The sequence below is a fragment of the Tardiphaga sp. OK245 genome (genome assembly GCF_900108575.1).
Classification (GTDB): Bacteria; Pseudomonadota; Alphaproteobacteria; order Rhizobiales; family Xanthobacteraceae; genus Tardiphaga; species Tardiphaga robiniae.
The window spans coordinates 235,515-253,499 of sequence record NZ_FNWZ01000004.1; the positions used below are offsets into that span (position 1 = coordinate 235,515).

The following is a 17,985-nucleotide window of genomic DNA, read 5'->3' on the forward strand; positions in this document are numbered from 1 at the left end:
ATTACCAAGGCCCGGAACACGTAATTAACGACAAGCCATTGATATTACTTATATACCTTACCTTTCATGTAATGCCTTCGATGGAGCATCGGCTAACCGGAACCCGGCCCGCTCAGCCCTTTCGCTTGATATGCGCGTCAGCCTTTGAATGGGCAGGCTGGGTTACACTGACCGGATCGGAGCCCGGAAAAGTCTCCTCCAACCCTTCGTCCAGCGCAACTTCCAGCTGTCGCTTTTCGTCGTCCGCGGCTGCCTTGCCGGCCCCGTGGCCTGCTGGATTTGTCGCTGAATTTGCCTTGGAGCCGGACATTCTGCCCTCCTTCAATTTCGACGACATCCCGATGACAAGGATGATATGGCGGACCGCTTAACCATGCTAGATGACACCGAAACAAGCAAATACAAGCAAAGACAAGAACGGCTGGGACATCTCATGAAGCATATCACCTGCATCGAAGATCTTCGCCTCGAGCACAAGCGCAACGTGCCGAAGGCGTTCTTCGATTATGTCGACCACGGCTCCTATAGCGAAGACACGTTCCGTGCGAATTGCGAGGATCTGCAGAAGCTGAAGTTCCGCCAGCGTATTCTGGTCGACATCGCCAATCGCGACACCTCGACGACCATCCTCGGTGAGAAGGCCACCATGCCGCTGATCTGCGCGCCGGTCGGCTCAACCGGCTTGCAATATGGCGACGGCGAAATTCACGCCTGCCGGGCGGCGCAGGCGGCGGGCATTCCCTATACGCTCTCGACGATGTCGATCAATTCGATCGAAGACGTCGCCGAGAATGTCGAGAAACCGTTCTGGTTTCAGCTCTATGTCATGAAGGATCGCGGCTTCATCAAGGAATTGATCGAGCGCGCCATCAAGGCGAAGTGTAGCGCGCTGGTGCTGACCGTCGATCTGCAGGTGATCGGCCAGCGTCATGCCGACATCAAGAATGGCCTGTCGGTGCCACCTCAGATATTGAATGTGAAGAACCTGATCGATTTCATGAGCAAGCCCGGCTGGCTGGTGCGCACGCTGAAAGCCAAGCGGCGCAACTTCGGCAACATCGCCGGCTTCGTGAAGAACACCGACGATCTCGGCTCCGTCGCGCAGTGGACAGCATCGCAATTCGATGCGTCGTTGAACTGGAAGGATCTCGACTGGATCCGCAGCATCTGGCCCGGCAAGATCGTGATCAAGGGCATTCACGATATCGAGGATGCCCGCGAAGCCGTAAAGGTTGGCGCGCAGGCGATGGTCGTGTCCAACCACGGCGGACGTCAGCTCGACGGCGCGCCGTCGTCGATCTCGGTACTGCCGGGGATCGCCGATGCGGTCGGCTCGGAGATCGAAGTGATGTTCGACAGCGGCATCCGCTCGGGGCAGGACGTGATGCGTGCGCTCGCCCTCGGCGCCAAGTCCTGCATGATCGGCCGCGCCTATATCTACGGTCTCGGCGCCTATGGCGGCCCCGGCGTGACCAAGGCCCTGGACATCCTGCGCAACGAACTCAGCGTCACCATGGGCCTGTGTGGCGTGAATTCGATCGCCGAGATCGACAGGCACGTGCTGGTGAGCTGAATGCCTCTCTCAGTCGTCATGGCCGGGCTTGTCCCGGCCATCCACGTCTTCTGCCTTGCCCAAGACGTGGATGCCCGGCACAAGGCCGGGCATGACGATCGTGTTCTAGTGCAAGCTTTCTAGCTCACATCGGCGGCGTCAGCCCATCCAGCCCGACATTGACGCGTGCCGTCTCGAAGGTGCCGTCATCCTTCTTGGTAGCGCCCATGATGATGATCTTGGCGCCAGGCTTGAGTTCATCCTTGTTGCCCGGCACGAATGTCACGATCGGCGTGTCAGGCGTCACGGTCACTTTCTTTTCCCCGTCCTTGTACTTCACCGTCACCGTCTGGCCATCGGAGGCCTGGACCTTCTGATCGACGGTGGCATTGGTCATGCTGCTGTTGGGGCGCAGATCCCAGGGGCGCGAGCCTTCGCCGGTGCCGCGCATCGCTTCTGGAAAGATATGGATCGCGATGGCCTTCTGCGTGCCATCGGCCTGCGGCATGCCGGTCACGCCGATATAGGAGCCGGGCTTCACCTCGGCCATTGTCGTTCTGGCAATGCCGGTCACGGTGACATTGTCCGTCATCTTCACTTTGCGCTCATCGCCGTCGCGCGTCTTGATCGTCAGCACCGTGCCATCGACGGCTTCGATGGCACCACGGATGCGCAGGGGTTGCGGCTGCTGCGCCGATGCGGCGGAAATCAGCAATGAACCAGCAAGAAGTGAGCCCGCGAACAAGCGAGCCGAAGTCGATACGATCTGAACCATAGGGGAATTTCCTTTGAAGGCAGCGCCCACCGCTGCAGATGGAAACCCCAAGGCCAAATAGCTATTCCCCGCTCACGCCACTGTGAGGTCGGCCTCGACGAGGCGACGCAGTTCCGGCGTCACATCGGGGCGCTGCCCGAACCACAGCTCGAAGCCACGCACGGCCTGATACAACAGCATGCCGAGACCATCGGCGGTGCGGAGGCCCCTCGTGCGGGCGCCGGCGAGCAGCGGCGTATCGAGCGGCACGTAAACGAGATCGGCGACGACCGCCTGGTCAGGCAGCTGATCGAGATCGATGGTCAGTGGCGGCTGGCCGCTCATGCCGAGCGACGTGGTGTTCACCAGCAAGGATGCGCGCGGCAACATGCTGGCGACATGCTCCCACGCCAGCGGCACGACCCGCGACCCGAATTGCGCAGCCATCGCCTCGGCACGATCGAGACTGCGATTGGCGACATAGATATGCTTGATGCCGCGTTCCAGCAATCCGAACACCACTGCACGCGACGAACCGCCGGCGCCGAGCACCAGTGCATCGTCCGTGTGGTCCCAATCGGGAGCCGCGTGATCGAGATTGTCGATGAAGCCTTCGATATCCGTATTGGTCGCGCGCAGCGTGCCGTGGTCGTACCATAGCGTGTTGGCAGCCCCGACCGCCCGCGCGCGGCGATCCGGGGAGGTCAATTTCAGCACGCGCTCCTTGTGCGGGATCGTGACATTGGCGCCGATGTAACCATGCTTGGAGAGGTTCATCACGAATTCGGCCACGCCTTCCGGTGGAATCGACTCGATGCTGTAACCGCCCGGAATATCCATGCTGCGCAGCCAGTGATGGTGGATCAGCGGCGAGCGCGAATGCGCGGCAGGCCAGCCGATCAAACAGGCGGCGCGGGGCGTGGTCTCGTTCGGCATCATTCATCCTTCGCTTCAGGCGGAAGCGTGCGTAGCATAAAAATCATGCAGGGGCTCTTAATCATCAGACAGTTTTGCGGCGCACAGCAAGTCCGACAACCATGCAGACGATCAATACTGCAGCTGCGAGCAACTGCCGATGCCATCAGCTCGACGTCTCCTGGATCGCTGCAGCGCGTCGGATCTTGATCTCGCTGACGGCCACTGCAACATCAGCACGGTATTTGACCAGTGGCGGTCGCGCGCCGTGGGTCAGCAGCGCCCGGCGCACGCCCTGCGAGGTGCCGGTGAGAATGACGCGGACACCTTGTCGCTTTGCCTTCTCGGCAATGCCCTTGATCGCATTCGCAGCAGTCGAATCCAGGAAGGGGACCGCGGCAAAATCGATCACAAAAGCCTTGTGGCGATCCGAGAAGCCCTCGAGCACGGATCCGATGGTGGAGGCCGCGCCGAAGAAAAATGCGCCGGTGATGCGATAGACAACGACGTCGGGATCGGCAGCGAGACCGGGATCATAGGGTTTTCGGTCGCCATTGGCGTCGTCGGCCTTGTCGGCCACGACCAGCGGCTTATCCGCCTCAATGCCGGTTGTTTGCGCCATGCGGTTGATGAACAGAATCGCGCCAAGCGCGAAGCCGACCACAATGCCTTCGGTAAGATCGCGGAAGATCGTTAGCAGGAAAGTCGCCGACAGCACGGCAGCATCGCCCCATGATGACCGCAGTAACGTCGCGAATTCATGCTTCTCCGCCATGTTCCAGGCGACCACGGCAAGCACCGCGGCGAGCGCCGCCAGCGGAATGTAACTTGCCAATGGCGCCGCGACGAGAATGAATACCAGCAGGAATACCGCATGCAGCATGCCCGAGATCGGGCCGTGCGCGCCGGCGCGGACATTGGTGGCGGTTCGCGCGATGGTGCCGGTCACGCAGATTCCACCGAACAGCGCCGAGCCGATATTGGCGATGCCCTGCGCCACCAGTTCGCAATTGGAGCGATGCCGCCGGCCGGTCATGCCGTCAGCGACGACAGCTGAGAGCAAAGATTCAATCGCGCCCAGCAGCGCAAAGGAGATGGCGTCCGGCAGAATGGCCTGCAGCTTTGCCAGGGAAATCGCGGGAAGCGACGGCAGCGGAAAGGATTGCGAAATGCCGCCGAACTTGGTGCCGATGGTTTCAACCGGCAGCGCAAAGAACCATGCCGCGACCGCGCTTGCGGCAACCGCGATCAGAATGCCCGGCCAGGAAGGCCGCAGCTTCTTGAGCAGAAGGATGATCGCAATGGTCGCGATGGTGATCGCGGCGGCCGACAGGTTGACGGTGTGGATCGCACTTCCGAGCACCTGCAGCTTCGGGATCAGTTCGCCAGGCTCCTTGCCGGTGAGTGTGAGCCCGAGGAGATCCCTGATCTGGCTGGCGAAAATAATGACGGCAATACCGGCGGTAAATCCCACCGTGACCGGATAGGGAATGAACTTGATGTAAGTGCCGAGCTTCAAATAGCCCGCCACCATCAGGAACACGCCAGAGAGCATGGTCGCGAGGATCAGTCCGTCGATGCCATGGCGGCTCACGGTGGCAGCCACCAGCACGATGAAGGCGCCGGCTGGACCGCCGATCTGAAAGCGGCTTCCACCCAGCGCAGACACGAGGAAGCCGCCGATCACAGCGGTGATGAGGCCACGATCCGGCGACGTCCCCGAGGCTATGGCAATCGCCATGGACAACGGAAGCGCGACGATTGCCACCGTCAAGCCGGACAAGATGTCGGCGCGCAGATCGGCGATGCCGTAGCCTTCGCGCAACACCGTGATCAATTTCGGCGTGAACAGTTCGGCGAAGGTCGGCTGATGCGGCCCCCACGCGCGATTTCTGGACATGTCCATTCCCGACTCGCCCCTGTCACCTGCCGCGGATCTCGATCGAGGCCGCGGCCCGTTCTCAATCCGTCAGCTTTGGCTCTTCAAGTTTCGGTGGTGGACCGGGCTGTTTCAGCCTCACCCCTCGTCCGCCGGAATCGCTGCGGACGTTCTCGCCGATCAAATCGACGCCTGAGCGATCGAGGGCATCGACAACCTTGATCAGCGAATCCACCACGCCCCTGACATTGCCTTCGCTCGCTTCCATGCGCTGGATGGTCGGTAGCGACACGCCGGCCATTTCGGCCAGCCGCTTTTGATCGATACCCAGCAGCGCACGGGCGGCCCGCATCTGAAACGATGTAATCAAGGGCGGTTTCCAGTTTCACGAGTCTTATATCATATGTGAGATATCTTCAATGATGTATAAAACATCACTCGATCGGCGAAGCCGCCATGGTCGCCACGAACTGGGCGACAGCGGCGCGCGATGTCAGGCGTCGTTTGACGCCGCCGAAGTCGTCGAACAGCGCCAGGTGGCCAACGAACGAACTCGACGTTTTGCGCTGCCAGTAGGCCTCGGCCCAAGCCAGAAAATCTGCATGTTCCTCGGCCGTCGCGCCACCCCAGGGGCCCCGGAGAGCGAGGCTATCACGACAAACCTCCGGGCTCATGTCGAGCCAGATCAATGCTGTGGCGCGCGGCAATGCCGCTTCGACCAGCCAGCCGTAAACGCCTTCGATGATCCAGTTCGACTTCACGGCAAGGGCGGCCACCAGTTCTTTGGCCTGCCCCTCGTCGCGCTTCACACCGACCCTGTCCAGCCAATGGATATGATCGAGATCCGTGCGTTCGCCGCCGACGCGGCTTTCAAGCTGCCGCGCCAGCGTGCTCTTGCCCGAGCCGCTATTGCCAATGATTACAACCCGCGGTCCAAGCGTCATGGGCCACTGTACTAAGCCGCCACCCGATGCGCCGCAACGATCTGGTCGGCGGCGCGGCCCGAGACTTCGGCCATGTGGTCGAAGCTGCGGGTGAAGCTGCCGGCACCCGCGGTGGCCGAACGTAGTTCGACGATCAGGTCGCCGATCTCCGCTTCCGGCAACATCGCGCGCACCGTATCCCAGCCCGGCCAGTTGTCACGGGTATCGAAGCCAAGGATCTGGCCGCGCCGTCCTGACAGGATGGCGTTGACCTTGGCCGTGGCCTCGGTGGGACAGACGATCTCCACCGTATGGATCGGCTCCAGCAGCACCGGCTGGCATTGCGGCAGCGCCTCGGTGAAACCGATCCGGGCAGCGGTCCGGAACGCCTGATCGGATGAATCGACGCTGTGATACGACCCATCGGTGAGCGTCACCTGCACGTCGATGACAGGAAAACCGAGCGGACCACGCTGCAACCCGTCGACGACGCCCTCCTGCACCGCGGGAATGTAGTTGCGCGGCACCGCGCCGCCGACCACCTTTTCCTGGAATGCAAAGCCCTCGCCGCGCGGCAACGGGCCTATCTCCAGCACAACGTCGCCAAACTGGCCGTGACCGCCGGACTGCTTCTTGTGCCTGCCGCGCTGGGTGATCGGTTTACGGATGGTCTCCTGATAGCCGATCACCGGCGCATGCGATTTGACGTTGATGCCGAAGCGTTCGTGCAGGCGCTCCATCGCCACGCGCAGATGCATCTCGCCCTGCCCCCACAACACCACGTCATGGGTCTGCGCATTATTGACCACCGCAAGCGACGGATCTTCCTCGGTCAGCCGCAACAGCGCCTGCCCGAGCTTGACGTCGTCCTTGCGATCGGCGGACGCAAGCGCCATGGCCAGCACGGGCGATGCAGCTATGACACTCACGACAGAGGCCGGCGCAGTCTTGCCGGTCGAGATCGTGTCGCCGGTCCTGACATGATCGAGCTTGCCGAGCGCGACGGTCTCGCCCGCTTCGGCCGATGCGCGCTTGCTGTCATGTCCGCCGCTCGCCGCAAGAATGCCGGAGACACGCCCGCTTTCGCCCGACGAGGACAGCAATGTTGCGCCATCATCGAGATGACCACTCAGCACGCGCGCGTAAGACAGCTTGCCGCCATGCTGTAGATGGCTGCTCTTGAACACGTAACCGATCGCATCCTTGCTGTCAGGCACGCCGAGGCGCTTGGCCGTCTCGGCCACGCCGGGTGCCTCGTGGCGTAGCGCCTTCATCAGCCGCAGCACGCCATTCTCGCGCATTGCCGAGCCCAGCAGTACCGGACAGATCAGACCTTCGCGCAATTCGCGCGCGAGATCGTCGAACACGGCGTCGGCCGGCGGCGCGATGTCGTCAAGCAACTGCTCCATCAGCGCGTCGTCATGATCCGCAAGCTTCTCCAGCATGGAGAAACGCGCCTCCTTCTCCCGATCGAGATCGCCGCCTTCGAGCTTGATGACTTCGGACGCCTTGTGCTCGCGATAGACGAAAGCGCGCTCCAGCGCGAGATCGACGAAACCGGCGACCAGATCGCCGTTCCAGATCGGGATCTGCCGCAGCACCAGCGGCACGCGCGAGGCCGGCTGCAATGTCGCCAGCGTCTCGCGCACGCGCTTGTGGGCGCGGTCGATCTTGTTGAGAAACAGAAATCTGGGAATGCCGAGGTCTTCGAGTTCGCGCAGGATCAATTGCAGCTGCGGCAATTTTCGCGCATCCGCCTCGCAAACCACGATGGCTGCATCGACGGCGGGTAATGCCGCGCGCATGTCATGCGCGAATTCCACCGAACCCGGACAGTCGATGAATGTGTAGCTGTCGCCCATGAAGGTGGTGGTCGCAGCCGTCAGGCCGACGCCCATCTTGTGGGCTCTGGCTTCCGTATTGGCATCGCCGATGCTTGTCCCATTGTCGACGCTGCCGGCCCGCGGAATCGCCCCGGTGCGGGCCATGATCGCTTCAAGCAGTGTGGTTTTTCCGCTCTGGAAAGGGCCCACCAGCGCAATGCACTTTGCGGCATTGCCTTGTGGACCGCGGGGACTTCTCAGGTCTTGTCCCATTGCCGCCTCCTCATGTGGAGCTCGGCCCATGATTGGGTCGGCGGTCAATGCTCCGCCCGGTCAGGATATTTGGCAAGATGGAAAAGTTGCTGCGCTGCGATGAACGTGATCGGATTGCGCCATAAAAAATCCGGCTCCGCCATGGGCGAAGCCGGATGAATTTGTGCGAGCGATCGCCGCGGGATCAGCGACCGGGGCGCAACTCCAGGCTCTGCAGACCGGCGGCGACATTCAGTCCCACCGACCCCTGCAGGCTGAGCGGCTGCAGGGAGAAGGCGTTTTGCGAACCGCCAACCAGGACATTCGCGCCGACGCCGACACCAACCGACGCACTGCCCTGTGCGCCCGCATAGTTGCCGGACAGATCGCCGGGACCGCTATAGTTCACCGGCACGAACACGGCCCAGGATAGCGCGGTCTGTTCGGTAATACCGAGATCGATGCCCACCTTGCGGATCGTGGCGACATAAGGCTGATCTGGACGACCGGTACCGGTGAGCACGCAGCCGAGATTGGTCACCGAGCCCACGACGAATCCGACGCTGGCTCCGCCCCGGCAGTTCAAGACGCCGACCTGCACGCCTTGCTGCGACTGCGCTTGCGATGCAGTGAAAAAGGCGGCGGCAGCGATACCGAGAACAAGCGATGAGAGGCGGACCATCAGGAATCTCCGGGTGATGAACGGAAGTAAGGATGTGGATCGACTATCCATAGCTAATGATACCGCCCAATGACAGCGGCGCACGCGCAGCGCGCGCAACAAAAAAGGCCCGCTCGCGCGGGCCTTTTCGTTAACCTTGCCGGATCGCTTACGCGATCACACCGATCGCTTGCGATCGCTTAGCGATGGCTGCGATGACGGCGCTTCTTGTTGTAGCGATGACCGCTGACCGGACCGGTCGCTTCCAGTTCGAGCTGAACGATGCCGCTGGCGACGTTCAGACCGGTCTGGCCCTGCACCGAGATCGGCTGCAGCGAATAGGTGTTGCCCGGACCGCCAACGAGGAAGTTGCCGCCGAAACCGAGGCCAACCGATGCGTTGGTACCAACGCCGCCGTAGCTGCCGGCCAGTGCGCCGCGCGGCACGCGGGTGGTCGGAGCGAAGGCAGCCCACTGCACCGTGGTGTTTTCGGTGAAGCCGAGATCAAGGCCGAAACGGCGGATGTTGGCGACGTAACCTTCGGCGCGGCCACCGGCGCTCTGGAAGACGCAGTTGAGGTGCGCATTCGAACCGACCACGTAGCCGACGTTCTGGCCGCCACGGCACTCCAGCACGCCAACCTGAACGCTGCCAGGCTGCTGTGCATTTGCGGTCGCAACCGACGCCGCAAAGGCCACGGCCGTCAGGCCGAACATCTTGGAAAGTCGCATAGTGTTACTCCACCTTGGGGATTTTGATAGCGAGGGGACAAGAAGGAAGCGCCGTGTCGAAAACAAGGCGCTTCCCGGAATAAGCCCCGAAACCGTCAAAAGTTTCGGAGCAGGTTTTGTTACCGAAGATTTCCGCAGAAGCGCTGGATGCGCTTGCAGGCATCTTCGAGATCGGATGTTTTCGTCGCGTAGGAGATGCGGAATGCCGGGCCAAGGCCGAAGGCCGAACCCTGCACCACCGCCACGCCTTCGGTTTCCAACAGTTCTGTGACGAAGTCTTCGTCATTGGCGATAACCTTGCCCGAAGGCGCAGTCTTGCCGATGGTGCCGGCGCAGGACGGATAGACGTAGAATGCGCCTTCCGGACGCGGGCAGTTGATGCCCGAGGCCTGATTCAGCATTGCCACCACGAGATCGCGGCGCTCCTTGAACACGGCATTGTTCTTCGGGATGAAATCTTGCGGACCGTTCAAGGCTTCCACCGCCGCCCACTGCGCGATCGACGACGGGTTCGAGGTCGACTGCGACTGGATCGTCGCCATTGCCTTGATGAGCTCGGCGGGACCACCGGCGTAACCGATGCGCCAGCCGGTCATGCAATAAGCCTTGGAGACGCCGTTCACGGTCAGCGTGCGATTGAACAAAGACGGTTCGATCTGTGCCGGCGTGGTGAACTCGAAGTCGTCATAGACGAGGTGCTCATACATATCGTCGGTCATCACCCAAACGTGAGGATGCTTCACGAGGACATCGGTGAGCGCCTTGAGCTCCGACTTCTTGTAGGCGGCGCCCGTCGGGTTCGACGGCGAGCACAGGATGATCCACTTGGTCTTCGGCGTGATCGCTGCTTCCAGCGCGGAAGCCTGCAGCTTGAAGCCGAATTCTGCGGTGCAGACCACGGACACGGGCGTGCCGCCGGCCAGCGCCACCATTTCCGGATAGCTCACCCAATACGGCGCCGGGATGATGACTTCGTCACCCGGGTTCAGCGTCGCCATCAGCGCGTTGTAGAGCACCTGCTTGCCGCCGGTGCCGACGATGATCTGGTTCGGTTTGTAGGTCAGGCCATTCTCGCGCTGAAACTTGCCGATAATGGCTTCCTTCAGTTCGGGAATACCGTCCACGGCGGTGTACTTGGTCTTACCGGCCTCGATGGCGTGAATCGCTGCCAGCTTGATGTTCGCCGGGGTGTCGAAATCGGGCTCGCCCGAACCAAGACCGATGACGTTGCGGCCGGCTGCTTTCAGCGCACGTGCTTTATCCGTCACCGCGATCGTCGCGGACGGCTTCACACGGTCGAGCGCAGCGGACAAAAACGACATCATCTTCTCCTGAGAAAGGTCGCGGACCCGCGGTCGGCGACGTCAAAATGGCTGATCCTGCTGGGATCGGCGCACCCTAGTGCGTGCGACGTTGCATCGCAAGAAGCTTGGGCAAAAACACATCTGGAAGTGATGCAATTCAGCAAGCGTTAAACGGGGGACGGTAGCGTCAACCGCACGTCGCAATCGACGATTTGGGCCAAAATGCACCCTTAAAATGATCTGGATCTGGCAGCACATTGAAAGCGGCGCATGGCTGCCCCTCGAACGCGTGCGGGCTTACAGCCTGATCGTGCTCGCTTTGGGCACATTGGCCTTCGCCGGCTGGATTGCGGTCTCGGACGGCGTGATCGACCGCAATGGCAAGCCGATCGGGACCGACTTTTCCAACATCTATGCGGCGGGCCGGCTCACCCTCGAAGGCAAACCCGCCGACGCGTATGATCCCGCCCTGCAACACGCCGCGGAACAGCGGGTGTTTGGCCGCGACGTGCCGTTCTACGGCTGGCACTATCCGCCGTTCTTTCTCGGAATTGCCGCGCTGGTGGCCACGGTGCCCTATGGATGGGGGCTCGGTCTGTGGCTCGTCGCCAGCTTCGCCGCCTACCTCGCCGCGATCCGCACGATCCTGCCCCGCCGGGAAACGCTGCTGGTGGCCGCCGCCTTTCCTGCCGTCTTCATCAATGTCGGTCACGGCCATAACGGATTTCTAACCACCGCACTGCTGGGCGGCGCATTGCTTCTGCTCCATCGCCGGCCGTGGCTGGCCGGCGTGTTGATCGGGCTATTGGCCTACAAGCCGCAATTCGGTGTGCTGATTCCTCTCGCCCTGCTCGCCGACAGACGCTGGATCACGATGGTATCGGCCGCACTCACCGTCGCTGTCCTCATCGTATTGAGCACGGGGTTGTTCGGCGCCAGCATCTGGCAGGCCTTTGCCGACTCCACTGCTTTCACTCGCGACGTCGTACTCGAACAAGGCGGCACCGGGTGGCAGAAAATCCAGTCGATCTTCGCCGCGACACGGATGTGGGGCGCCGGTCTTCCTGTCGCTTATGCCGCACAGTTCAGTCTCGCAGCCGGCATTGCCATCAGTCTGATGTGGCTATGGCGCAGCCATGCAGCGTTCGAACTCAAGGCAACAGCGCTCGCGATCGGCAGTCTGCTGGCGACGCCCCATGTGCTCGACTACGATCTCATGGTGCTCGCCATCGCCTTCTTCGCGCGGCATGGACTCGATCATGGCTTTCGCGCGGGCGAGATCAGCCTGCTCGCATTGACCTGGATCATGCCGCTGCTGACGCGCAGCATCGCTGGCGCCATCGAACTGCCGCTCGGCTTTCTGGTGATGGTCGCTTTCTATATCATCGTGCTGCGGCGCGCACTCGCTGATAACAGCACATCGCGGCACCTTCACACACAGATCGCGGCAGCGTGATCTTCCATTGCCGAATGCGGCCTGACATACATTTTTCTCAATCCAGACTGCCGCAGCCGTTTTCGACTTTTTCCATTCCGTGGGCCTTGCGACAGGCTCGCATCAGCATCATTGTCTAACCGCGATCTGCGCTGGCCAATCGCGCAGTTGCCTTGACCTGAAATGAATTGAACATCTGCGAATGTACAAACTCTATTCGATGCAGCGCTCTGGCAATAGCTACAAGGTTCGCCTTGCGCTGGCGTTCCTGGACGCGCCTTATCGCGCCATCGAAGTGGACATTCTGCGCGGCGAGAGCCGTACCCCGGAATTTCTGGCCAAGAACCCCAGCGGTCAGGTGCCGCTGCTCGAGATCGCCGAAGGCCGCTATCTCGCCGAATCCAACGCCATCCTGTGGTATGTCGCCATCGGTACATCTCTGGCGCCGGAATCGCGGATGGACCGTGCCGAAGCCATGCAGTGGATGTTCTTCGAGCAGCACGCCCTTGAGCCGAATCTCGGTGCCGCCTATTTCTGGCTATGCTTGGTGCGCGGTGGCCGCGACCTGCAGACCCACGCGCTGGAAGACTGGATGGAGCGTGGCTATGCCGCGCTGCAGGTGATGGAGAATCACCTCAAGATCCATGACTTCTTCGCCGCGGGCCAGCTGACAATCGCCGACATCGCGCTATACGGTTACACCCACGTCGCCGAGAAGTGCGATTTCGACCTCTCCAGCTTTCCGTCGATCCGCCGCTGGCTGCGTCTGGTGGAAACCCAGCCGGGTTTTATCTCCATGGACTGGCACCCGACGTCGTCGGAATACGATACCTTGGACGTAGTCGCCGACGCTTAAGTCCTGAAATAGCGGGCATAACCGCTGTGAATGCCATTTTCCCGCCATAGTTTGGGCAATTCCCGCCCAAATCTCGCCTGCCGCAGCTGCGAATTTGTAGCACGCGGGTGATTCGCCCGCGATTTGAAGGATTTACGGCCATGATACGGTCGCTTCGCGTGGGTGCAGGATTTCAGGCACGCCCCACGTCCATCGCATCCACCCGGTTGACCCACGCCGTAGCGGCGTCGCTCGCGGTTGGCTGTCTGTCGCTCTGCGTCATCGTCGCCCTCACCGTGATGTCGATCCCGGTGGCGAGTGCGATGCCGCTCTGACGGTCCCCACAACTCATAAACACTCAGCCGCGATGCCGCGCATCGCTTATGCAACCTGCGACTCCGTGATGGAGCCATTTCGATGAAAAGGCCCGTGATCTGGGTCACTGTCACGTTGACGGCGGCTATCGTCGTGACCGCGACCCTTCTGATCGCCACGACCACCCGTGGCGAAAACACCTCGTTCGGCTCGTCGGCCGGCAGGCTCGAAGTACAGACCGTCGCCTCCGGTCTCGCTTATCCATGGGCGCTGGCGTTTCTGCCCGAGGGCCGCATGCTCGTTACAGAACGGCCCGGTCGCATCCGTATCGTCTCGCCGCAGGGACAGTTGTCGCCTGCGGTGAAAGGCGTGCCCGAGGTGATGGCCATCGGCCAGGGCGGTTTGCTCGACGTCATCACCGACAAGAACTACGCGCAGAACAACACGATCTACTTCTGCTACTCGGAACGTTCGGGCAGCGGCGCTCGCACCGCCATCGCGCGCAGCAAGCTCATCGACGGCACCGCGCCGCGTCTCGACGACATGAAGGTGATCTTTCGCCAGGACGGCCCGCTGTCGTCGGGCAATCACCACGGCTGCCGTATTGTTCAGGCGCCTGACAGCAACCTGTTTGTTACGCTCGGCGAACACTATAGCGGCCGCGATCAGGCCCAGAGTCTCGATAATCATCTCGGCAAGCTGATCCGCATCGCGCCGGATGGCTCGGTACCGAAGGACAATCCGTTTGTCGGCCGCGACGGTGCCAGGCCGGAGATCTGGAGCTACGGTCATCGCAACCAGCAAGGCCTCGCCATTAATCCGGCGACCGGTGAGTTGTGGGAGACCGAGCACGGGCCGCGCGGCGGCGATGAAGTGAACATCATCGGCAAGGGCAAGAATTACGGCTGGCCTGTGATCGGCTACGGCATCGACTATTCCGGCGCGAAGATCCACGAAACCACGTCGAAGGCGGGCATGGAGCAGCCGGTGAAATACTGGGTGCCGTCGATCGCCCCGTCCGGCATGACGTTCTATACCGGCGATCTCTTCCCGCGCTGGCGGGGCAGCCTGTTCACCGGCGCGCTGGCAGGCCAGATGCTGGTGCGGCTACAGCTCAACGGAAACACGGTCACGTCCGAAGAGCGCGTCCTGCAAAATCTCAACGAACGCATCCGCGACGTCCGGCAGGGACCGGACGGCGCGCTGTGGCTGCTGACGGATAGTTCGGCAGGACGAATCCTGCGGATTACGCCGGCCGGGAAGTAAGCGGTCGCTACGACCACTTGTGGAAAATGAAGAACGCCCCGAGCGCGATGAAGGCAAAGCCCAGCGCGTGATTCCAGCCGAGCGGCTCCTTCAGATACAGCACCGAAAATGCAGCAAACACGACCAGCGTGATGACTTCCTGCATCGTCTTCAACTGGGCGGCATTGTAGACCTCGCTGCCCCAGCGATTGGCGGGCACTGCCAGCCAATATTCGAAGAAGGCAATGCCCCAGCTCACCATGATGACGAGGGGCAACGAGTGATCCTTGAATTTGAGATGGCCATACCAAGCGAAGGTCATGAAGATATTCGAGGCCAGCAGCATCAAAATCGGCAGCAGCAGCGGCGGAATGGTGAAGGGCATTCGATCGGGGTCCTTTTTAAATCCCGGCGCTAACATTCAAGGGCCGGCGCCGGTTCCGGTGGCATCGATAGCATTTGAAGCGAACAAGGGGAAAATGATGCCGGGCTCTTCACGCGCCGTTAGCTATACCGGCGGGAAATTGTGGGCCTTTTTGCAACCAGAGGCCAACCTGCGTTTCTTACCTTTGTACGGACACAGGTACAGCCGATGCAGTACGATTGGCGACTGATTCTCGATCCGGGAATTGAAACGGCGATCATTGTGATCGCAGCCGTCGGGATTACTTTGGCAATCCGCCTCTTCCGGCTGCGACGCGCGGCCCGGGCCCGCGAGAACGAGCAGCACGCCACTGCCCAGCGCCTTTCGGCTGCACTTGACCAGATCGATATCGGTGTCGTGCTTCTCAATGCCGACACCCGCGCCGAATTCATCAACCGCGCCTTCCGCGACTACTTCACGCTCCCCGACGAGAAGGCTGACAGCAAGCCGCCGCTGATCGCGCTGATGTATCACGCGCGCGATATCCACGCTTACGCCCTCCCCGACGACGAGGTCGACAGCTTCATCGCCAGGCGCGTCGAGATGATCCGCGCCGGCACTTCCACGCCGACGACGTTGCGCCTCGCCAATGGTCGGGTGCTGCGGATGAGTTGCGCCGTGCTGCCCGATGGCGGGCGGATGCTGAGCTACACTCCGGTGACCGACCTCATTCGTCACACCGACGAGCTCTCCGAGCGCGACTATTATCTGGCGCTGCGCGAGGGCGACGTGTTCAGCTCCCACCGGCTGGACGCCGCCGAATAGGGCACAACGCCGCCTGTGGATATCCCGGGTTGTCATGGCGATGTCACTCGCCCCGGCTAGGCTCCTCATGCAGCCGGTTGCTTCCCCCCGTCGCCAATCGGGTGCTTCCCAGCGGTCTCCGTCAGTTGCCGCGCTGACCGGGACCGCTTCTTTTTGCCGTGGTTTCTCTTAATTCATGCAACTGACTTTGCCTGCGGAAGTCGGCCCCGGTATAATAAACCCATGATCCGTTTCGCCGCCGTCCTGATCTCCTTGACCATGCTGACGCTGCTGCTGGCGCCGTTTCAGCTGACCGCACTGGCCTTCGGCCTGCGCTGGCAGCAGAGCATTCCGCATCTGTTTCACCGCGTGCTTTGCGCATTGATCGGGGTGCGCATTCACGAGGTCGGCAAGCAGACGACGGACACGCCGGTCCTGATCCTCTCCAATCACGTCTCATGGCTCGACATCATCATCATCGGCGCCAGGGCGCCCGTGGTGTTCGTCGCCAAGAGCGAAGTTGCCAAATGGCCCGTGTTCGGCTGGCTCGCCAAATTGCAGCGCACGATTTTTGTCGAGCGCGAACGCCGGCAGAAGACCGGCGCGACGGCGCAGGAAATCGGCGACCGCATGCTGTCCGGCGACGCGGTGGTCCTGTTCGCGGAGGGTACCTCCAGCGACGGCATGCGCGTGCTGCCGTTTCGCTCGGCACTGGTCGGCTCGGTGCATCACGCGCTCGGCGATTCCACGCATCACAAAGAGATCACGGTGCAGCCGATGTCGATCGCCTATGTCGGCTTCGGTGGATTGCCGGTCGGCCGCGCCTTTCGCGAAAACGTGGCGTGGTATGGCGACATCGATCTGATCCCGCATTTCATCGGCATCCTGTCGTCGGGCGCCATCGACGTCGTCGTAAGCTGGGGCGAAGCCGTCGCCTATGACATGTCCGCTGATCGCAAGACCATCACGCGTAACGCGGAAAACGCTGTACGGCGCATGACATCCGCAGCCCTGCGCGCCGGCCCGCCGCGGAAGACCCCGACCGCCGCGCCCGCACCCGAAGTTCAAACGCCCGAGTCCGCTTCCGCAATCGCCTGAGCGCCCGCGCGACTGCCATGATGCAGCGCGTCTTGCTGCGCGATGAGGCGCGCGCCATAACCTTGGTCCGCGCTTCCCTCACAAGGCACACTCATCATGGAAATCCGCAATCTCGGCCGCTCCGGCCTTCGCGTCTCCGCCGTCGGTCTCGGCTGCAACAATTTCGGCCAGCGCACCGATCTGGAGACCGCGCGCAAGGTCATCCACAAGGCGATCGATCTCGGCATCACGCTGTTCGACACCGCCGACATCTATGCCGGCATGGGCGGCTCCGAGACGGTGCTGGGTGAAGTGCTGGGCGATCGCCGCAAGGACATCGTACTCGCGACGAAATACTGCAAGCCGATGAGCAATGACGGCAGCAAGCAGGGCGCCTCGCGCCGCTACATCATGAGCGCCGTCGAGGCCAGCCTGAGGAGGCTGAAGACTGACTATATCGATCTGTATCAACAGCACGATTACGATGCGCTGACGCCCATCGAAGAGACGCTGCGCACGCTCGACGACCTCGTGCGTCAGGGCAAGGTGCGCTATATCGGCAATTCCAACTTCCCGGCTTGGCGCATCGCCGAAGCCGAGATGGCCGCGCGCCAGATGGGCGTCGCGCCCTTCGTGTCGTGCCAGGACGAATACAGTCTCGTCGTCCGCGACATCGAGAAGGACCTGCTGCCGGCCGCGCAGCATTTCAATCTCGGCCTGCTGCCGTTCTTCCCGCTCGCCGGCGGCATGCTGACCGGTAAATATGCCGGCCTGAAGAACGTCCCCGCCGATACGCGCTTCGGCAAGACCCCCTATATGCAGGAGCGCTATCTGAACCCGCGCAACATCGCCTTGGTCGATCAACTGCAGGCCTTCGTCAGCGCGCGCGGCCATTCGATGCTTGAGCTCGCCTTCTCGTGGCTCGCCGCCCGCCCGCAAGTCTCCAGCGTCATCGCCGGCGCATCATCGCCCGAGCAGATCGAGCAAAATGTGAAGGCGGCGCAGTGGAAGCTGACGGCGGAGGAGATGACGGAGATCGACGGGATTACGCTGGGGTAGTTGCGCGCAGATTCTTCCCCTCTCCCCCAGCGCGGCAAAGCCGCGCGCCGCAGGAGA

The 17,985-nt window shown here is 61.8% G+C and carries 19 protein-coding genes; 8 read left to right on the top strand and 11 right to left on the bottom strand.

Annotation, left to right across the window (positions count from 1 at the left end):
* Positions 1 to 112: 112 nt before the first annotated feature.
* Entirely contained in the window at positions 113 to 310 is a 198-nt protein-coding gene (locus BLW80_RS19690) for a hypothetical protein (protein WP_093759298.1), read from the bottom strand.
* A gap of 123 nt (positions 311 to 433) precedes the next feature.
* On the opposite strand from BLW80_RS19690, the gene BLW80_RS19695 reads away from it, so the two are divergent.
* Positions 434 to 1,573, top strand: a complete 1,140-nt coding sequence (locus BLW80_RS19695; protein ID WP_093759299.1) for an alpha-hydroxy acid oxidase — start codon at positions 434 to 436, stop codon at positions 1,571 to 1,573.
* Between the two features lie 124 nt (positions 1,574 to 1,697).
* Here BLW80_RS19695 and BLW80_RS19700 read toward each other — a convergent pair whose 3' ends face one another.
* From BLW80_RS19700 to BLW80_RS19740, 9 genes are all read right to left on the bottom strand, one after another.
* Positions 1,698 to 2,327 (bottom strand): hypothetical protein, encoded by a 630-nt coding sequence (locus BLW80_RS19700; RefSeq protein WP_093759300.1) that lies wholly within the window; start codon positions 2,325 to 2,327, stop codon positions 1,698 to 1,700.
* Between the two features lie 72 nt (positions 2,328 to 2,399).
* A complete protein-coding gene (locus BLW80_RS19705) occupies positions 2,400 to 3,245 on the bottom strand; it encodes a shikimate dehydrogenase (protein ID WP_093759301.1) in 846 nt (281 codons plus the stop codon).
* A 142-nt stretch (positions 3,246 to 3,387) separates the two neighbouring features.
* Complete coding sequence (locus BLW80_RS19710) at positions 3,388 to 5,127, bottom strand: SulP family inorganic anion transporter (protein WP_093759302.1); 1,740 nt, start codon at positions 5,125 to 5,127, stop codon at positions 3,388 to 3,390.
* Positions 5,128 to 5,182: 55 nt separating this feature from the next.
* The gene (locus BLW80_RS19715) at positions 5,183 to 5,470 is read right to left on the bottom strand and encodes a helix-turn-helix domain-containing protein (protein WP_089261718.1); all 288 of its coding nucleotides are present in this window, start codon (positions 5,468 to 5,470) and stop codon (positions 5,183 to 5,185) included.
* Between the two features lie 64 nt (positions 5,471 to 5,534).
* Positions 5,535 to 6,044, bottom strand: a complete 510-nt coding sequence (locus BLW80_RS19720; protein ID WP_093759303.1) for a P-loop NTPase family protein — start codon at positions 6,042 to 6,044, stop codon at positions 5,535 to 5,537.
* 11 nt (positions 6,045 to 6,055) lie between these two features.
* Positions 6,056 to 8,119 carry an elongation factor G gene (locus tag BLW80_RS19725; protein ID WP_093759304.1) on the bottom strand — a complete coding sequence of 688 codons (2,064 nt, stop codon included), beginning with the start codon at positions 8,117 to 8,119 and terminating at the stop codon, positions 6,056 to 6,058.
* A gap of 184 nt (positions 8,120 to 8,303) precedes the next feature.
* Positions 8,304 to 8,780 (bottom strand): DUF992 domain-containing protein, encoded by a 477-nt coding sequence (locus BLW80_RS19730; RefSeq protein WP_068731211.1) that lies wholly within the window; start codon positions 8,778 to 8,780, stop codon positions 8,304 to 8,306.
* 179 nt (positions 8,781 to 8,959) lie between these two features.
* Entirely contained in the window at positions 8,960 to 9,490 is a 531-nt protein-coding gene (locus BLW80_RS19735) for a DUF992 domain-containing protein (RefSeq protein WP_068731210.1), read from the bottom strand.
* A gap of 119 nt (positions 9,491 to 9,609) precedes the next feature.
* Positions 9,610 to 10,812 (bottom strand): pyridoxal phosphate-dependent aminotransferase, encoded by a 1,203-nt coding sequence (locus BLW80_RS19740; protein WP_068731379.1) that lies wholly within the window; start codon positions 10,810 to 10,812, stop codon positions 9,610 to 9,612.
* A gap of 217 nt (positions 10,813 to 11,029) precedes the next feature.
* Between BLW80_RS19740 and BLW80_RS19745 the strand changes: the two genes are divergently transcribed.
* The 4 genes from BLW80_RS19745 to BLW80_RS19755 all read left to right on the top strand — a co-directional run bounded on the left by BLW80_RS19745 (position 11,030) and on the right by BLW80_RS19755 (position 14,645).
* A complete protein-coding gene (locus BLW80_RS19745; protein WP_093759305.1) occupies positions 11,030 to 12,250 on the top strand; it encodes a glycosyltransferase family 87 protein in 1,221 nt (406 codons plus the stop codon).
* Between the two features lie 181 nt (positions 12,251 to 12,431).
* Positions 12,432 to 13,085 carry a glutathione S-transferase family protein gene (locus BLW80_RS19750; RefSeq protein ID WP_089261726.1) on the top strand — a complete coding sequence of 218 codons (654 nt, stop codon included), beginning with the start codon at positions 12,432 to 12,434 and terminating at the stop codon, positions 13,083 to 13,085.
* A gap of 140 nt (positions 13,086 to 13,225) precedes the next feature.
* A complete protein-coding gene (locus BLW80_RS30440; RefSeq protein ID WP_170849741.1) occupies positions 13,226 to 13,399 on the top strand; it encodes a hypothetical protein in 174 nt (57 codons plus the stop codon).
* Positions 13,400 to 13,481: 82 nt separating this feature from the next.
* Entirely contained in the window at positions 13,482 to 14,645 is a 1,164-nt protein-coding gene (locus tag BLW80_RS19755; RefSeq protein WP_093759306.1) for a PQQ-dependent sugar dehydrogenase, read from the top strand.
* Between the two features lie 7 nt (positions 14,646 to 14,652).
* On the opposite strand, the gene BLW80_RS19760 is transcribed toward BLW80_RS19755, so the two are convergent.
* Entirely contained in the window at positions 14,653 to 15,009 is a 357-nt protein-coding gene (locus tag BLW80_RS19760) for a DMT family protein (protein WP_068731204.1), read from the bottom strand.
* Between the two features lie 207 nt (positions 15,010 to 15,216).
* Between BLW80_RS19760 and BLW80_RS19765 the strand changes: the two genes are divergently transcribed.
* The 3 genes from BLW80_RS19765 (at position 15,217) to BLW80_RS19775 (ending at position 17,928) form a co-directional block, all read left to right on the top strand.
* Positions 15,217 to 15,813 (top strand): PAS-domain containing protein, encoded by a 597-nt coding sequence (locus BLW80_RS19765; RefSeq protein ID WP_089261730.1) that lies wholly within the window; start codon positions 15,217 to 15,219, stop codon positions 15,811 to 15,813.
* 222 nt (positions 15,814 to 16,035) lie between these two features.
* Positions 16,036 to 16,890 carry a lyso-ornithine lipid O-acyltransferase gene (gene olsA / locus BLW80_RS19770; protein WP_093759307.1) on the top strand — a complete coding sequence of 285 codons (855 nt, stop codon included), beginning with the start codon at positions 16,036 to 16,038 and terminating at the stop codon, positions 16,888 to 16,890.
* A gap of 96 nt (positions 16,891 to 16,986) precedes the next feature.
* A complete protein-coding gene (locus BLW80_RS19775; protein WP_093759308.1) occupies positions 16,987 to 17,928 on the top strand; it encodes an aldo/keto reductase in 942 nt (313 codons plus the stop codon).
* Positions 17,929 to 17,985: the final 57 nt, after the last annotated feature.

Bases quoted from the DNA above. Each gene is read 5' to 3' on its own strand.
- BLW80_RS19690 (WP_093759298.1), bottom strand. From the start codon at position 310: ATGTCCGGCTCCAAGGCAAATTCAGCGACAAATCCAGCAGGCCACGGG.
- BLW80_RS19695 (WP_093759299.1), top strand. From the start codon at position 434: ATGAAGCATATCACCTGCATCGAAGATCTTCGCCTCGAGCACAAGCGC.
- BLW80_RS19700 (WP_093759300.1), bottom strand. From the start codon at position 2,327: ATGGTTCAGATCGTATCGACTTCGGCTCGCTTGTTCGCGGGCTCACTT.
- BLW80_RS19705 (WP_093759301.1), bottom strand. From the start codon at position 3,245: ATGATGCCGAACGAGACCACGCCCCGCGCCGCCTGTTTGATCGGCTGG.
- BLW80_RS19710 (WP_093759302.1), bottom strand. From the start codon at position 5,127: ATGGACATGTCCAGAAATCGCGCGTGGGGGCCGCATCAGCCGACCTTC.
- BLW80_RS19720 (WP_093759303.1), bottom strand. From the start codon at position 6,044: ATGACGCTTGGACCGCGGGTTGTAATCATTGGCAATAGCGGCTCGGGC.
- BLW80_RS19725 (WP_093759304.1), bottom strand. From the start codon at position 8,119: ATGGGACAAGACCTGAGAAGTCCCCGCGGTCCACAAGGCAATGCCGCA.
- BLW80_RS19730 (WP_068731211.1), bottom strand. From the start codon at position 8,780: ATGGTCCGCCTCTCATCGCTTGTTCTCGGTATCGCTGCCGCCGCCTTT.
- BLW80_RS19735 (WP_068731210.1), bottom strand. From the start codon at position 9,490: ATGCGACTTTCCAAGATGTTCGGCCTGACGGCCGTGGCCTTTGCGGCG.
- BLW80_RS19740 (WP_068731379.1), bottom strand. From the start codon at position 10,812: ATGTCGTTTTTGTCCGCTGCGCTCGACCGTGTGAAGCCGTCCGCGACG.
- BLW80_RS19745 (WP_093759305.1), top strand. From the start codon at position 11,030: ATGATCTGGATCTGGCAGCACATTGAAAGCGGCGCATGGCTGCCCCTC.
- BLW80_RS19750 (WP_089261726.1), top strand. From the start codon at position 12,432: ATGTACAAACTCTATTCGATGCAGCGCTCTGGCAATAGCTACAAGGTT.
- BLW80_RS30440 (WP_170849741.1), top strand. From the start codon at position 13,226: ATGATACGGTCGCTTCGCGTGGGTGCAGGATTTCAGGCACGCCCCACG.
- BLW80_RS19755 (WP_093759306.1), top strand. From the start codon at position 13,482: ATGAAAAGGCCCGTGATCTGGGTCACTGTCACGTTGACGGCGGCTATC.
- BLW80_RS19760 (WP_068731204.1), bottom strand. From the start codon at position 15,009: ATGCCCTTCACCATTCCGCCGCTGCTGCTGCCGATTTTGATGCTGCTG.
- BLW80_RS19765 (WP_089261730.1), top strand. From the start codon at position 15,217: ATGCAGTACGATTGGCGACTGATTCTCGATCCGGGAATTGAAACGGCG.
- olsA (WP_093759307.1), top strand. From the start codon at position 16,036: ATGATCCGTTTCGCCGCCGTCCTGATCTCCTTGACCATGCTGACGCTG.
- BLW80_RS19775 (WP_093759308.1), top strand. From the start codon at position 16,987: ATGGAAATCCGCAATCTCGGCCGCTCCGGCCTTCGCGTCTCCGCCGTC.